Origin of the sequence: Denitratisoma sp. (genome assembly GCA_032027165.1) — a bacterium.
In the GTDB taxonomy this organism is placed as follows: Bacteria; Pseudomonadota; Gammaproteobacteria; order Burkholderiales; family Rhodocyclaceae; genus Desulfobacillus.
Genome location: JAVSMO010000001.1, coordinates 133191 through 148824, shown reverse-complemented (window position 1 = coordinate 148824; position 15634 = coordinate 133191). Strand labels below are relative to the sequence as shown.

Annotated in this window: 15 protein-coding genes; 8 read left to right on the top strand and 7 right to left on the bottom strand. The window is 64.9% G+C overall.

Annotated elements, in window-relative coordinates:
• Position 1: 1 nt before the first annotated feature.
• From ROZ00_00770 to ROZ00_00740, 7 genes are read right to left on the bottom strand one after another with little or no spacing between them, the layout of a single operon-like run.
• Positions 2–904: an ABC transporter ATP-binding protein gene (locus ROZ00_00770; GenBank protein MDT3734740.1), complete on the bottom strand. Its 903-nt coding sequence runs from the start codon at positions 902–904 to the stop codon at positions 2–4.
• A gap of 24 nt (positions 905–928) precedes the next feature.
• Positions 929–1210, bottom strand: a complete 282-nt coding sequence (locus ROZ00_00765) for an STAS domain-containing protein (protein MDT3734739.1) — start codon at positions 1208–1210, stop codon at positions 929–931.
• Positions 1207–1836: an ABC transporter substrate-binding protein gene (locus tag ROZ00_00760; GenBank protein ID MDT3734738.1), complete on the bottom strand. Its 630-nt coding sequence runs from the start codon at positions 1834–1836 to the stop codon at positions 1207–1209. The genes ROZ00_00765 and ROZ00_00760 overlap by 4 nt, the downstream gene beginning before the upstream one ends.
• A gap of 26 nt (positions 1837–1862) precedes the next feature.
• Positions 1863–2648 (bottom strand): VacJ family lipoprotein, encoded by a 786-nt coding sequence (locus ROZ00_00755; GenBank protein MDT3734737.1) that lies wholly within the window; start codon positions 2646–2648, stop codon positions 1863–1865.
• Positions 2649–2695: 47 nt separating this feature from the next.
• Complete coding sequence (mlaD, locus tag ROZ00_00750; GenBank protein MDT3734736.1) at positions 2696–3175, bottom strand: outer membrane lipid asymmetry maintenance protein MlaD; 480 nt, start codon at positions 3173–3175, stop codon at positions 2696–2698.
• Positions 3176–3970, bottom strand: coding sequence for a lipid asymmetry maintenance ABC transporter permease subunit MlaE (gene mlaE, locus ROZ00_00745; protein MDT3734735.1), 795 nt, complete (start codon positions 3968–3970; stop codon positions 3176–3178). It lies immediately after the preceding gene.
• Positions 3963–4772, bottom strand: a complete 810-nt coding sequence (locus tag ROZ00_00740) for an ABC transporter ATP-binding protein (protein MDT3734734.1) — start codon at positions 4770–4772, stop codon at positions 3963–3965. The genes mlaE and ROZ00_00740 overlap by 8 nt, the downstream gene beginning before the upstream one ends.
• A gap of 205 nt (positions 4773–4977) precedes the next feature.
• Here ROZ00_00740 and ROZ00_00735 point away from each other — a divergent pair, with 205 nt between their 5' ends.
• The 8 genes from ROZ00_00735 to ROZ00_00700 all read left to right on the top strand — a co-directional run bounded on the left by ROZ00_00735 (position 4978) and on the right by ROZ00_00700 (position 15633).
• Positions 4978–6441, top strand: a complete 1464-nt coding sequence (locus ROZ00_00735; protein ID MDT3734733.1) for a sigma-54 dependent transcriptional regulator — start codon at positions 4978–4980, stop codon at positions 6439–6441.
• Between the two features lie 24 nt (positions 6442–6465).
• On the top strand, positions 6466–7932 hold the full coding sequence (locus tag ROZ00_00730) for an AAA family ATPase (protein ID MDT3734732.1): 1467 nt from the start codon (positions 6466–6468) through the stop codon (positions 7930–7932).
• Between the two features lie 148 nt (positions 7933–8080).
• The gene (mshL, locus tag ROZ00_00725) at positions 8081–9895 is read left to right on the top strand and encodes a pilus (MSHA type) biogenesis protein MshL (protein MDT3734731.1); all 1815 of its coding nucleotides are present in this window, start codon (positions 8081–8083) and stop codon (positions 9893–9895) included.
• Complete coding sequence (locus tag ROZ00_00720; GenBank protein ID MDT3734730.1) at positions 9892–10440, top strand: hypothetical protein; 549 nt, start codon at positions 9892–9894, stop codon at positions 10438–10440. The genes mshL and ROZ00_00720 overlap by 4 nt, the downstream gene beginning before the upstream one ends.
• Positions 10441–10564: 124 nt before the next feature.
• A complete protein-coding gene (locus ROZ00_00715; GenBank protein ID MDT3734729.1) occupies positions 10565–11128 on the top strand; it encodes a tetratricopeptide repeat protein in 564 nt (187 codons plus the stop codon).
• Positions 11129–11155: 27 nt separating this feature from the next.
• The gene (locus ROZ00_00710; protein ID MDT3734728.1) at positions 11156–12862 is read left to right on the top strand and encodes an ATPase, T2SS/T4P/T4SS family; all 1707 of its coding nucleotides are present in this window, start codon (positions 11156–11158) and stop codon (positions 12860–12862) included.
• Positions 12863–12869: 7 nt separating this feature from the next.
• The gene (locus ROZ00_00705) at positions 12870–14072 is read left to right on the top strand and encodes a type II secretion system F family protein (protein ID MDT3734727.1); all 1203 of its coding nucleotides are present in this window, start codon (positions 12870–12872) and stop codon (positions 14070–14072) included.
• A gap of 4 nt (positions 14073–14076) precedes the next feature.
• Positions 14077–15633: a hypothetical protein gene (locus tag ROZ00_00700; GenBank protein MDT3734726.1), complete on the top strand. Its 1557-nt coding sequence runs from the start codon at positions 14077–14079 to the stop codon at positions 15631–15633.
• The last annotated feature ends 1 nt before the right edge of the window (position 15634 follow it).

The window sequence follows — 15634 nt, the reverse complement described above, 5'->3', positions numbered from 1 at the left end:
GTCAATCCTTGTGCATGACGCGGACAAAGACTTCTTCCAGATCCGGCTTGCCGATCTCGATGTCGTCGATCCGGCAACCCGTCTCGCGCAGACTGGCGAGCACCGGTTCGAGGTCCTCGCAGCGCTCCAGGGCAAGCACATGCTCGCCACCCGACTCCGCGGACAAGCGGGGCAGCAAGGCTTGGGGCAATGCAACCCCCGGCGCCAGGCGCAGGCGCAGCGTATGCCCGGAAAAGCGCCGCAGCAGGTTCGACGTCGTGTCGAGCGCAACGATGCGCCCCTGCTTGAGCATGGCGATGCGCCCGCACAGGCTTTCGGCCTCCTCAAGGTAATGCGTCGTCAGCACGATGGTGTGGCCGTCGCGGTTGAGGCGGCGCACGAAGCTCCACAATCCTTGGCGCAGCTCGACGTCGACCCCGGCAGTCGGCTCGTCGAGCACGATCACCGGCGGCCGGTGCACCAGCGCCTGCGCCACCAGCACGCGGCGCTTCATGCCGCCGGACAGCTGACGCATGTTGGTGCCGGCCTTTTCCGTCAGGTCGAGGTTTTCGAGGATCTCGTCGATCCATGCCGCATTGTCCCGAATGCCGAAGTAGCCCGACTGGATTTCCAGCGACTCGCGCACGCTGAAGAAAGGATCGAACACCAGTTCCTGCGGCACCACCCCGAGTTGCCGCCGGGCTGCCCGGTAATCCGAAACCACGTCATGCCCCATCACAGCCAGCCGACCGGTATTCGGGCGAACCAAACCGGCCAAGGCGGAAATCAGGGTCGTTTTGCCGGCGCCGTTCGGCCCGAGCAGGCCGAAGAACTCGCCCTGGGGGATTTCCAGGTCGACGCCCGCCAGTGCCTGGACGCTGCCAAAGCGCTTGGTTACGCCTTCGATGCGTATCGCGGGGTTCATGCGGGGAATGCGCTACGACGCCGGCTAGGCCAGCGGAAGGAGTTCGGTCACACCGTAGAGTGCGGCCAAGCTGAGCAGGTTCTGCGGGGGATTGCTGATGCGGGCAGCCATGCCCCGGCTCTTCGCGGCCCGCACCCAACCGAACACGACTGTCAGCCCTGAAGAGTCCACTTCCTTCACTTGGGAGAGGTCAAAAACGGTTTCGGGCCGCTTGATGAGGGCGCTGCCGGCCTCCAGCATCTCACGCGCCTTGCCGAGCGTGAGCGGGCCGGAAACCTCGATGCGATCTCCGGCGTCGCGAATCATTTCTTGTTTGCGGCTTCCAGGCTGCTGTTTTTGGCCTTCAGCGTCTTGATCAGGCCATCGATGCCGCCGTTGCGGATTTCGGTAGCGAAGCTGGAACGATAGTTCGTCACGAGGCTGACGTCGGCGACGACCACGTCGTACACCTTCCAGCCGTTGCCGTTCTTCTCGAGGCTGTAATCCAGCTTGATCGGCTGGCGGGCGCCCGGCTGGTGGATCTGCGTGCGCACCGTGACATCGGTTTCGCCGGGCTTCATTTTGAATGGGCGGTAGTCGACCGTCTCGTTCTTGTAGGCTGTGAGTGCATTCGAATAGGTGCGAACCAGCAGGTCGCGGAACTCCTCGGTCAGCGCCTTCTGCTGTTCCGGCGTGGCTTGCCGCCAGTCCCTGCCCACTGCCAGGGCGGTCATGCGGGAAAAGTTGAAGTGCGGCAGGACCTTCTGTTCGACCAGTTCGATGGCCCGCTGGGTATTGCCGGACTTGATGTCCTTGTCCTTGCGGATGATATCGAGAACCTCGTCGGTGACGGATTTCACCAGCGCATCGGGCGCAGATTCCTTGGCCTGGGCTTGTACACCGGGCGACAGAAAGAAGCCGGCACTGGCCAGCAGCAAAGCGAATAGCCTCATGATCTACCTAAAAAAACCTGATTGGGTCAGTTACGTGCAGCAACCTGTGCGGCGGAACCCTCGCCCTGCGCATCGGCGGACTTGCCGTCGCCAGATCCGGAGTAGGGGTCGAATTTCGGCGGATTGCCGTCATGAATCAGGCTACGGCGGCGCTGCAGGTAAGCGTCGCGAACATAGCTGTATTTATCCAGAGCAGCTTCCTCGATGACCTTGTCTGCCTTCAGGAACTCGGCACGATCGCTGATAAGGCGGGTTGTCAGGAGGACATTCCGGGTCGGAATGTGGTCGACATGGGCGACCGGATCGGTATAGACGTCGAAAGCCAGGCCGATGGTGTCGCGGGCGGTGCGCGGTCCGAAGAACGGCAGGACGACATAGGCGCCGTCGGACATGCCCCAGCGGCCGAAGGTCTGGCCCACATCCTCTTCATGCTTTTCCATGCCCATCGAACTTGCGACATCGATGATGCCGAGGAAGCCCATGGTGGTATTCACCAGCACGCGGCCGGCATCGGAGGCGGCCTGGGCCGGCTTGCCTTGCAACAGATTGTTCACGCCGATCATCAGGTCGGCGATGTTCGAGAAGAAGTTGGCCACGCCGGTCTGGATGGGGTCCGGCAACACGGCCTCATAGCCGGTCGCCACGGGCTTGATGATGACTTTGTCGAGGCCCTCGTTGAACCCGAACATGGCACGGTTGAAGCCCTCGATCGGATCCTTCGGATTCCCGCTCGTGGCGCACCCACTCAGCAAACCGGCCGTAGCCACCACAAGAGCCAATTTGCTGAATTGCCTTGAAATTCCCGTTTTCATCAAGATGCCTCTTTTTAAGTTGTACCCGTTTTGTAGCCGCTTACTGCTTACTTAACGTCACTTTTGTCTTTTCCTTCAGCCGCCTTGTCGAAAAGGAACTGGCCCACCAAGTCCTCCAAAACCATGGCCGACTCCGTTTTCTTGACGGAATCGCCGGGCTTGAACACCTGTTCGTCCCCGCCGACCGCCAGACCGATGTACTGCTCGCCCAACAGGCCTGAAGTCCGAATCTTTGCAAACGTATCGCGGGGGAACTTGAACTGACTGCTGATGTTCATCGTCACCACCGCCTCGAAGCGCTCCGCATCCAGGCGAATATCGCCGACGCGCCCAACCACGACACCGGCGCTTTTCACCGGCGCGCGAACCTTCAGGCCTCCGATATTATCAAAATTCGCTTTGAGTACATAGGTTTCCCCGGTACTCGTGGAGGCCAGATTACCCACCTTTAGTGCTAAAAACAACAGTGCCCCCAGGCCGATGGCCACAAATACCCCAACCCATAGGTCTAAAGTCATACGGTTCATTTACGCACCCCGGAACATGAATGCCGTCAGTATAAAGTCGGCGGCGAGAATAGCCAGGGAAGAGGTCACCACGGTGCGCGTCGTCGCACCTGACACCCCTTCCGCAGTCGGTTCGGAATCATAGCCCTCGAACACGGCAATCCAGGACACGATGATGCCGAACACCACGCTCTTGATGACGCCATTGACGATGTCCTCGCGGAAATCGACCGACGCCTGCATCTGCGACCAGAAGGACCCCTCATCCACGCCTATCAGCTGCACGCCGACCAGGTAGCCGCCGAAGATGCCCATGGCGGAGAACAGCGCCGCCAGCAGGGGCATGGAGATCACGCCCGCCCAGAAGCGCGGCGCGACAACGCGGGCGATCGGGTTCACCGCCATCATTTCCATGGCCGACAGTTGCTCGGTCGCCTTCATCAGGCCGATTTCGGCGGTGATCGCCGAGCCGGCGCGGCTGGCGAACAACAGGGCCGACACCACCGGCCCGAGCTCGCGCACCAGCGACAGGGCGACCAGAATGCCCAGCGCCTCGGAAGAACCGTAACGCTGCAGCGTATCGTAGCCCTGCAGGCCCAGCACCATGCCGACGAACAGGCCGGACACCAGGATGATGATGAGCGACAGCACGCCGGTGAAATAAATTTCCCGAATGGTCAGGAAGAAACGGCGGAAGCTGGTGCCCGAATAAAGCAACGTCGCCAGCAAGAAACGGCTGGCGAAGCCCAGGCGCCAGATGCGCGAGGTGACGCGGGTGCCGAGGCCGCGCAGGGCGGAGATCGCACTGTCAAGCATGGGCCGCTCCGTAAATCTGTTCCCGATAGGGCGCCGAAGGATACTGGAACGGCACCGGGCCGTCCATCTCGCCCCAGACGAACTGGTGTACATAAGCCTTGTCCGAGGCGCGGATCTCATCCGGCGTTCCCTCGGCCACCACCTTGCCGTCGGCCATGAAATAGATGTAATCGACGATCTGCAGGGATTCCTGCACGTCGTGGGTAACGATGATCGAGCTGCCGCCCAGGGCGTCGTTGAGCTTGCGGATCAGCTGCCCGATGATGCCCATCGTGATGGGATCGAGGCCGGTGAAGGGCTCGTCGTACATCATCAGCAGGGGATCGAGCGCGATCGCCCGCGCCAGGGCAACGCGGCGCGCCATGCCGCCGGACAGCTCGGACGGCATCAGGTTCTGCGCCCCGCGCAAGCCGACCGCATTGAGCTTCAGCAGCACCAGGTCGCGAATCATGTTCTCCGGCAGGTTGGTGTGCTCCCGCATCTGGAAGGCGACGTTGTCGAACACGGAGATATCGGTAAACAGCGCGCCGAACTGGAACAGCATGCCCATGCGGCGGCGCACGGCATACAGGCCGTCGGTATCCAGCTCATGCATCGCCTGGCCGTCGAAGCGCACCTCGCCCTGCGAAGGCTTCAACTGCCCGCCGATCAGACGCAGCGTGGTCGTCTTGCCGCAGCCGCTCTGCCCCATGATGGCCACCACCTTGCCGCGCGGGATCGTCATGTTGATGCCCGTCAGGATCGGACGCCGATCGTAGGTGAAATTCAGGTCGCTGATTTTGACGAGAGGCTCGTTCGGCACGAGAGGTGGGATCCGCTGTTTTTGCAAAGGCGTGCATTCTATCAGAGCCGCCGTTTGCGGCCATGATATCGGCCTATCCGCGACCAAGCCGTGAAATCCATCACGTCGCGGACCTGCCGCCATTCCGGCATGGATTTCATTGGGTTACTCGTGCCTGCTCTGATATAGTTACCCGAAACGACAGATGCACCAGGCGAGCGCCGGCATGACCAACCCTGAATCCCGCAAGCCTTCCCTCCTGATCGTCGATGACGACCCCCTCATCATCGACACCCTGGCGTTCTTCCTCAGCCGGGAATTCCGGATCAGCACCGCGGGCTCCCGCGCCGATTGCGTTGCCTTGCTGCGCAGCCAGGGCGTTGCGCCCGAACTGGCCCTGGTCGACCTCGGCCTGCCGCCCCAACCGCACCGGCCCGACGAAGGCTTTGCCCTCATCTCGGACCTGCTCGCCCACTCGCCGGGCATCAAGATCGTCGTGCTGTCCGGCCAGAACGATGAAGCCAATGCGCGCCATGCCCGCGCACTCGGCGCGCTCGAATTCGTTGCCAAGCCGACCGATCCCGAGCTGCTTCGGCAAACGCTCCTGCGCATCCACGCCTACCAGTCGGCGGAGCTTGCCGCGCAGCCGGTGGCGGACGAAGACCCCTGCGGCCTGCTCGGCAACAGCGTCCCCATGCAGAAGCTGCGCGCCCAGATCAGGCAGTACGGCGACTCCCCCTTCCCGGTGCTGATCGAGGGCGAGTCCGGCAGCGGCAAGGAGATCGTTGCCAACTGCTGCCTGCACCGCCTGACTTCCCGGCGGGACAAGCCCTATTTCGCCCTCAACTGCGCCGCCATCTCGCCGACCCTGGTCGAGCCGACCCTGTTCGGCTACGCCAAGGGCGCCTTCACCGGCGCCGCCCAGGCCAAGGCGGGCTATTTCGAGGATGCCGAGGACGGCACGCTGTTTCTCGACGAGATCGGCGAACTGCCGCTCGAGCTGCAGCCGAAGCTGCTGCGCGTCCTCGAAAACGGCGAGTTCCAGCGTGTCGGCGAAACCCAGCAGCGCATCAGCCGCGCCCGCGTCATCGCCGCCACCAACCGCGACCTGCGCAAGGAAGTGCGGGAAGGCCGCTTCCGTGCCGACCTGTATCATCGCCTGTCGGTGTTCACCATCAACGTGCCGCCGCTGCGCGAGATGGGCGACGACAAGGTCATGCTGCTGCGCCACTACCGAGCCTTCTATGCCCGGCAGGCGCAGCAACTGCCCTTCGATCTCTCCGACGAGGCCCTGGCGCGCTGGCAGGCCTACGGCTTTCCGGGCAATGTGCGCGAGCTGCGCAACATCGTCATTCGCCTGGCCACCAAGTATCCCGGCCAGACGGTCGGCTTCGCCGAACTCGAGGACGAGCTGGATACGGGCACGGAGGGTCTGCCTGCCGCCTGGCTGCCGCCGCAGGGGGTCGATGAGCTGTCCGAGATCGCGCTGCGCCAGCTGCAGCAGCGCGGACAGTTCAACCTCGACGACACCCTGCTGCGCTGGGAACAGGGCTACATCCAGGCGGCGCTCAAGCTGACCCATGGCAACGTCAGCCAGGCCGCCAAATTGCTGGGCATCAACCGCACCACGCTGTATAACCGCATGGAAGTGCTGGAGCGTGAACTGGGCGCCGCGTCGAAAACGGCTTGAGAAGAGGGGAGAAACCGCCGCACCATGTACCTTGAACATTTCGGCCTGAAAGAAGCGCCGTTCCGCATCACGCCGCACACGGATTTCTTCTTCGAGGGCGCCAACCGCGGCGCCACCCTGGAAGCACTGCTCTACGCCATCACCCACGACGAGGGCATCGTCAAGGTGAGCGGCGAGGTCGGCAGCGGCAAGACCATGCTGTGCCGGGTGCTGATGGAGCGGCTGCCGGAAAACGTCGAGACGATCCACCTCGCCAACCCGTCCCTGTCGCGCGACGAGATCCTGTTTACCCTCGCCGACGAACTGCAGGTCAACCTCGCCACCAACCGCGTCAGCGCCGTCATGCGCGCCCTGCAGGAGCACCTGATCGACCTCTATGCGCAGGGCCGCCAGGTCGTGGTGCTGATCGACGAAGCGCATGCCATGCCGGCGGAAACGCTGGAAGAGATCCGCCTGCTCTCCAACCTCGAATCGAACCGCCACAAGCTGCTGCAGATCGTCCTCTTCGGCCAGCCCGAGCTCAACGAAGTCCTCGGCCGCACCGAGATGCGCCAGCTCAAGGAGCGCATCACGCACAACTTCACCCTCGAGCCGCTGGTGCGCGCCGACGTCGCCCAGTACATCAACTTCCGCATGCGCGCCGCCGGCTACAGGGGGCCGGACGTGTTCTCGCCGGCCGCCCTCAAGCTGATTGCCGGCGCCTCGCTCGGCCTCACCCGCCGCATCAACATCCTGTGCGACAAGGCGCTGCTCGCCGCCTTTGCCGGCAACACCCACCAGATCACCGCAGCCCACGTCAAGGCCGCCATCCGCGACGCCGAGTTCCGCGGCTCCGTCATGCCCCGCCTCGGCCTCTGGCTGGGCGGCGCGGCGGCAGCCTTGCTGCTTGTTGGCGGGGGGCTGGCCTATTATCAGTTCGGCGAACCCGCCCAGGAGGCAAGGCCCGCCGCCCCGGCGCCCCCTGTCGCCCCCGTCCAGGCAGCCCCCATGCCGCCCCAGGCAAGTCCCGCGTCGGCGAGCCCGCCAATGGCGAGCGCCGAACCGGCAGGCGCGCCAGCCCCAACCGCCCCTGTGCCGGCCGCCGAGACGAAGCCCGAACCCGCCGCCGCAACCACCGGCAGCGCCCCCGACCAAAACCCGGCGGCTCCCCCGGCCAGGGAATCCGGCTTCGGCCCACTCACCCGGCAACACATTGAAAAAACGAAGAAATGGCTGGAAGCGACAAACGACCGGCAGTGGTTCATTCAACTGCTCAGCACCGATGCCGGCAGCGCAGGCCAGGTGGAACGCTTCATTGCCGGCGCCTCCAGGGCCGCCGATGCCGACGCCGTCCGGGTCTATACGGCCGAAAGCAAGGGCACCCGGCGCCTGGGGGTCATTTACGGCGAATATCCCTCCCGCGATGCAGCCAGCAAGGCCATCGCCGGACTGCCGGCAACCCTTAAAACCTATGGTCCCTATCCGCGCCAGGTCCGCCGTTTGAGGAATTGACACAATGCAGCATTTTCGGTTATTGATTGGCATGTAAATCAGATAGTTGCAAATCAATTCTAATGTGCTATGCTAAATCACCCGTCCTCTCGAAGGAGGCGCAACCCTGTGGCTCGCCATGACATTTAAAACGATAGCCCCACTGATTGTGGCGACATTGCTGGGTGCCTGCGCCACGCCGCAGACGAAACCGCCCTCGAGCGGCCATATCGGAGCAAACAGCGCCCCGGCCGCCAAGTCGAATATTCCGCAACCGGTACAGCAATCGGTTGCCCTGCCCAAACCGAAACCCGCCGCCAAAGCCGAAACCTACAGCGTCGTCGTCAAGGACGTGAAGGTTCAGGAACTGCTCTTCGCCCTCGCCCGCGACGCCAAGCTGAATGTCGACATCCACCCCGGCATTGCCGGCACCGTAACCCTGAACGCCATCGACCAGACGCTGCCGCAACTGCTCAACCGCATCGCCAAGCAGGTGGACATGCGCTTCGAGCTGGACGGTCCCAACCTGGTGGTGATGCCGGACACGCCCTTCCTGCGCACCTACAAGGTCGACTACGTCAACATGTCGCGCGACACCACCGGCAACGTCGCCATCAACACCCAGATCGCCAGCATCAGCCCGACCGCAGCCGGCACGGGCGCCGGTGCAGCGGCCGGCGGCACCAGCGGCAACGTCTCCTCGACGAAGGTTGATAACCAAGCCAAGAACCGCTTCTGGGAAACCTTGGAACAGAACGTCAAGGACATCCTGCGCGAGACGGACAAGGAGATCGTCGTCAAGCGCCGCGTGGCGGAGGGGCAGGAGCAGCAAACGGCTGCCGCCGCTGCCCAGCAGCCAGGGGCCGCCGCAGCGGCCGGCGGGCCGGGGGCTGCTCCCGCGGCAGCGCAGCCTTCCCAGCAATCGGCCCAGGCCACGAAGGAGTATGAAACCCTGCAGGCCGCCTCGGTGATGGTCAACCGCGAAACCGGCTTCCTGATGGCGCGCGCCACCTCGCGCCAGCATGAAAAGATCCAGGAATTCCTCGACAAGGTGCTCTCCAGTGCCCGGCGCCAGGTGCTAGTCGAGGCTACCATCGTCGAGGTTCGTCTCAACCAGAACTACCAGCAGGGCATCGACTGGCAACATTTCAGCCAGGGCGGCGCTACCGCATCTATCGGCCAAGGCACCACGCGAAGCTTTAGATTCAATCCGACTTCTGGTGCATACGAGATATTCACCAATACCCCCACTTTAACTTCCGCCGTGGGCAGCACATTGTTCAGCCTTGCCTTCCGCCGCGCCGACATGTTCGCAGCCATCAAACTTCTGGAGAATTTCGGCACGCTCCGCGTCCTCTCCAGCCCGAAACTTTCGGTGCTGAACAACCAGACGGCCATCCTCAAGGTGGTCGACAATTTCGTCTATTTCCAGGTCAAGTCCGACACCAGCCAGGGCCAGACCAGCACGCTGTCGAACATCACCACCACGCCCCAGTCGGTCGCCGTCGGCTTGGTGATGAGCGTCACGCCGCAGATCAGCGAGAACAGTTCCATACTCCTCAACGTGCGGCCGACCATCTCCCGTATCACCGGCACCAAACGCGACCCTCACCCTTCTCTCCCAGCTGACATCCCTAACCTGGTGCCCGAGATCCAGACGCGCGAAATGGAATCGCTGATGAGCATCAACGACGGCGACATCGCCGTGCTGGGCGGCCTGATGCAGGATCAAGTGAAGAATGACGATGATGCGGTACCTGGCGTATCGAAGATTCCCATCCTCGGCAACCTGTTCACGCACCGCAACGACACCACCACCAAGACCGAACTGGTGGTCTTCCTGCGACCGACCGTAATCAGGGACGCCAGCGTCCAGGGCGACTACAGCAGCTTCCGCAGCAACCTGCCGCGCGACGATTTCTTCGAGGACAAGGGTCGCCTCCAGCCGGTGCCGGAGTGGAACGTCGGAGGCGACAAGCAGTGAGCCTGTTGATGGACGCGCTGAAGAAGGCCGAGGAGGCCAAGCGCCAGTCCGAGGCGGCCGCGAAAGCCGAGCCGCAGGGGCAGCCGCCCGCGGAAACGCCGGAGACAGCAGAAGCGGAACCGCAAGGCCTGCCCGAACTGCCTTCCCGGCTGGAGTTGCTCGATCACGAATTCCACGCCGCGCCCGCCGGAAAGGCGGAGCCGACCCTCGCGGCCGCCCCGCCGCCGAGACAGCCCGCCGGGGAAGCCCAGAAGCGCGAGCGCGCCGCCGCGCAGAATGTATTCCAGGCCAAGCAGCCGGCGCCGCGCCGGATGTTCCCCCTCGTCGTCGGGGGCGCCACCCTGCTCGCCGCCGCCGGCATCGGCGGCTATTTCTGGTGGCAGTTGCAGCCCAAAAGCGGGCTCGGTCCGGGGCCGGCCACCGCCCGCACCGCACCCCCCCCCGGCGCCGGCGCCGATCGCCGCTGCCCCCATTGCGCCGCCTGCACCGGCGACGGCCCAGCCGGCTGCACCCGCGCCCTCCGCCGCCCCCGAGGAAACGGATGAGGCGGACGCCGTCCCGCCGGCACTGACTTCCGCGAACAAGCCGGCGGCGGCGAAATCCGCGCCGGCGCCCGCTGCCGCCCCGGAACCGGAGAGCCCCATCCGCATCACCACAGCCAGGCTGAAGGTGCATCCCCAGGTCGCCAGCGCCTACCAGGCTTTCCAGGCGGGCGATTTCGCCACGGCGCTGCGCGACTACCAGCAGGTGCTGAAGACCGAGCCGAAGAACGCCGATGCCCTGCACGGCCTCGCCGCCCTCAGCCTGCGCGAGGGCCGCTTCGAGGCGGCGGAGAACCTCTACCTGCGCATCCTGGAAGCCGATCCCAAGGACAATGCGGCCCAGGCCGGGCTGATCGGCCTGCGCGGGCAGGTCGACCCGATCCAGTCCGAGAGCCGGCTGAAGACCCTGCTGGCCAGCCAGCCCGAATCTCCCTTCCTGAATTTCACCCTGGGCAACGTCTATGCCCAGCAGGGCCGCTGGAACGATGCGCAGCAGGCCTATTTCCGCGCCTATTCCGGCGACAGCGAGAATCCCGACTACCAGTTCAACCTGGCCGTCAGCCTCGACCAATTGCGCCAACCCAAGCTCGCCTTGCAGTATTATCAGGGAGCGCTTGCTGCGGCTGCCCAACGCCCTGCCGCCTTCGACAGGAACCTGGTCGCCGGCCGCGTCAGCGAACTGCAAAAATAACGCCGCGCCCCCAACGGCGCCATGGAGATGAATTCGCCCTCACCGCATCGACGGCCGCTTGGCCAGATCCTGATCGCGCAGGGAGTCATCAGCGAGGACCAGCTGCGCATCGCGCTGCTGGAGCAGATGAAATCCAACCAGCCGGTCGGCAAGCTGCTGGTCAGCCTGGGTTTCATTACCGAGGCGACGCTGCGCGACGCCCTCGGCGAGAGCCTCGGCAAGAAGAGCGTCGATCTCTCCCATGCCATCGTCGACCCGGCGGCGCTGCGCCTGGTGCCGCAGGAGCTCGCCAAGCGCCACCGCCTGCTTCCGCTCGACTACGACCGCACCCAGCACCGCATGACGGTGGCCATCGCCGACGTGAACGACATCGTCGCGCTGGACAAGCTGCGCTCGCTGGCGCACGACGACATGCAGATCGAGACGGTGCTGGCCGGCGAATCCGAGATCGCCCGCGCCATCGACCAGTACTACGGGCACGAGCTGTCGATCGACGGCATCCTGCACGAGATCGAGACCGGCGAAATCGACTGGCGCAGCCTGGCCGCCACCAGCGACGAATACAGCCAGCCGGTGGTGCGCCTGATCGACGCCATCCTGACCGACGCCGTCAAGCGCGACGCCTCCGACGTGCACTTCGAGCCGGAGCAGAACTTCCTGCGCATCCGCTACCGCATCGACGGCCTGCTGCGACAGATCCGCGCCCTGCACAAGTCCTACTGGCCGGCCATGGCGGTGCGCATCAAGGTCATGAGCAACATGAACATCGCCGAGACGCGCGCCCCGCAGGACGGCCGCATCTCGCTCAACATCAGCGGCCGCCTGGTCGACTTCCGCGTCTCTGCCCAGCCGACCATCCACGGCGAAAACGTCGTCCTGCGCATCCTCGACCGCCAGAAGGGCATCGTGCCGCTCGACCAGGTCGGCCTCGACGACGCCCAGCTCGACCAGCTCAAGCTCATGATCGCCCGCCCCGAGGGCATCATCCTCGTCACGGGGCCTACCGGCAGCGGCAAGACCACCACGCTCTACTCGGTGCTCAACCACATCAACGAGGAAGGCATCAACATCATGACCCTGGAGGATCCGGTCGAATATCCGATGTCGATGATCCGCCAGACCTCGGTGGCGGAAGCGGCCAAGCTGGATTTCGCCAACGGCATCCGCTCGATGATGCGCCAGGACCCGGACGTCATCCTCGTCGGCGAGATCCGCGACGCCGACACGGCCGAAATGGCCTTCCGCGCCGCCATGACCGGCCACCAGGTGTACTCGACCCTGCATACCAACTCCTCGATCGGCGCCATCCCGCGCCTGCTCGACATCGGCGTGCTGCCGGACATCATGGCCGGCAACATCATCGGCGTCGTCGCCCAGCGCCTGGTGCGCCGGCTCTGCCCGCACTGCAAGAAGCCCTACAAAGCCGAATCGCACGAGATGCGCCTGCTCGGCCTGGCCTCCGACGTGCCGCCGCCCACGCTGTACCGCGCCAGCGGCTGCGAGCACTGCGAATACCAGGGCTACCGCGGCCGCCAGGCCATCATGGAACTGCTGCGCATGGATGCCGATCTCGACGAACTGGTGGCGCGGCGGGCCACCATGCGCGAGATCAAGCAGGCGGCGCTGGCCAAGGGCTTCCGCAGCCTGGCCGAAGACGGCCTGCGGCGGGTCCGCGAAGGCTCCACCTCTCTGGAGGAAGTCGGCCGCGTGGTCGACCTGACGGAAAGGATGTAGCCGGCCGATGGCGCTGTTCACCTACAAGGCGATGAATGAAGGCGGCCGCGTCGTGCACGGCCAACTCGACGCCATCAACCTGGTCGACCTCGAAATGCGCCTCAAGCGCATGGAGCTCGACTTCATCAACGGCAGCGAAGTCCGCCAGGGCGGGCTGTTCCGCGGCGGCAAGATCCCCAAGCCGGAGCTGATCAATTTCTGCTTCCACATGGAGCAACTCACGCGCGCCGGCGTGCCGATCCTCGACGGCCTCACCGACCTGCGCGACAGCATCTACCACCCGCGCTTCCGCGAGGTGATCGCCAGCATGATCGAGTCCATCGAGGGCGGCCGCACGTTCTCCCAGGCGATGAGCGAGCACCCGAAGGTCTTCGACAAGGTCTTCAGCAGCCTGATCCGCGCCGGCGAGAACACCGGCAACCTGCCGGCCGTGCTGAAAAGCCTCAACGAGTCGCTCAAGTGGGAGGACGAGCTGGCCTCCCACACCAAGAAGCTGTTCATGTACCCGGCCTTCGTCGGCACCATCGTGCTCGGCGTAACCTTCTTCCTGATGGTCTACCTGGTGCCGCAGATGGCCGGCTTCATCAAGAACATGGGGCAGGACATGCCGACGCAGACCAAGGTGCTGCTGGCGACCTCCGCCATCGTCAAGCAATACTGGTACCTCTTCCTGGCCGCCCCCGTCCTCGCCGCCGTCGGCATCAAGGTCGGCGTCGAGACCAACCCGGCCTTCCGCCGCCGCTTCGACGAGTTCAAGCTGGCGCTGCCCATCCTCGGCCCGATCCTGCGCAAGATCATCCTGTCGCGCTTCGCCAGCGTCTTCGCCATGATGTACGCCTCGGGCATCGCCATCATCGACTCGATCCGCGCCACGGAAGACGTGGTCGGCAACACCGTCATCCAGGACGGCCTCAAGCGCGCCGGCCAGCTGATCGGCGAAGGCCAGAACGTCACCGTCGCCTTCCAGAACATCGGCCTCTTCCCGCCCCTGGTCATCCGCATGCTGCGCGTCGGCGAGAACACCGGCGCGCTCGACACCGCGCTGCTCAACGTCGCCTATTTCTACAACCGCGACGTCAAGGAATCCATCGAAAAGGTCCAGGCCATGATCGAGCCGGCGATGACCCTCATCCTCGGCGCCATCCTCGGCTGGGTCATGCTCTCGGTGCTCGGCCCCATCTACGACGTCATCACCAAGCTGAAGATCTGATCCGATGCCCCAGCAACGCCTGCTCTACCTGGACGCCGAACGCCTCAGTGCGCTGCACTGGCAAAAGGGCACCCTGCACGCGGAGGGCCAGTTCCCGCACAGCGACGCCGGCGTCGCCGCCTTCTCCGAATACCTCGCGAAACACCGCGGCAGCAATTTCCACATGCTGGCCGACATCTCGGACGAAGGCTTCCAGATCGAAGACCTGCCCTACACGCAGGGCGCCGACCGCAGCGCCCTGCTGACGCGCAAGCTGGGCCAGTACTTCTATGGCTCGCCGCTGTCGACGGCCATCTCCTACGGCCGCGAGAAGAGCGGCCGGCGCGACGAGAAGTTCCTGCTCACCGCCCTGACACGCCCGCAGCTCTTCGAACCCTGGCTGGCCGCCCTGCGCGCCGCCGAAGCGCAACTCGCCGGCATCTGGTCCCTGCCCCAGCTCGGCCACACCCTGCTTGCCAAGCTGCCGCCCGCCCGCGAACGCTGTCTGCTGGTCTCGATCACCCTCGGCGGCATCCGCCAAAGCTACTTCGAGAACGGCCGGCTTCTCTTCAGCCGCCTGTCGCCGCTTGCGGCAACCGGCGCCGCGGAGGTCGCCGCCGGCTGCGCCGCGGAAGCCGCCAAGATCCAGCAATACCTGCTCGGCCAGCGCCTCCTGCCGCGCGGCGCCACCCTGCCCGTCGTCGCCCTGGTGCACCCGGCCCAGACCGGCGCCTTCATGGAGCGCTGCAAGAGCCTCGAGGATATCCAGGTCACCTTCCAGGACCTGCACGCCGCCGGCAAGGCCGTCGGCCTGAAAACCCTGCCGCAGGACTCCCGCAGCGAATCGCTGTTCCTGCACCTGCTGGCGCAGAAGCCGCCCCGCGAGCAGTTCGCGCCGCAGCCGGAGCGCCGCTTCCACCGGCTCTGGCAGATTCGCTCCTGGCTGGTCAAGGGCGGCGCACTCGCCCTGCTCGGCTGCCTGCTCTTCGCCGGCCGCGAGATGGTCGGGGTCATGGAATCCCGCTCCGCCGCGGACGACCTCCTGCATCAGGCCGAGGCCGATCTGCAAAAATACCAGGCCATCCAGGCCACCTTCCCGCCGATGCCCACCAGCACGGAAAACCTGCGCGCCGTGATCAACCGCTTCGAGGACCTCGAAAAACGCAGCGCGCCCCCCGAATCCCTTTACCTGGCGATCAGCCGCGCACTGGCCGAGGCGCCGCGCGTCGACATCGAGCGCATCCAGTGGCAGCTGAGCGGCAATCCCGACGAGGCCCTCAAGTTCTCCGACCAGCCCAAGGCCGCGCCCGCGCCCGCCCCGGCCGCCGCCGGCGGCCCCGGCATGCACGAAATTGCCGTCGTGCACGGCCTGCTGCCGGCCTCGATGGCGGCGGACCAGCGCGGCCAGCTCGAAACCGTCAACGCCTTTGCCGACGCCCTGCGCAAGAACGCCGCCCTGCGGGTGACGATCCAGCGCATGCCCTTCGACATCGAGTCCGGCAAGTCGCTGAAAAGCTCCAGCGAATCGGAGCAGGCCGTCACCAAGTTGCAATTCGTCATCCACCTCAGCCGGAAGCTGTGAC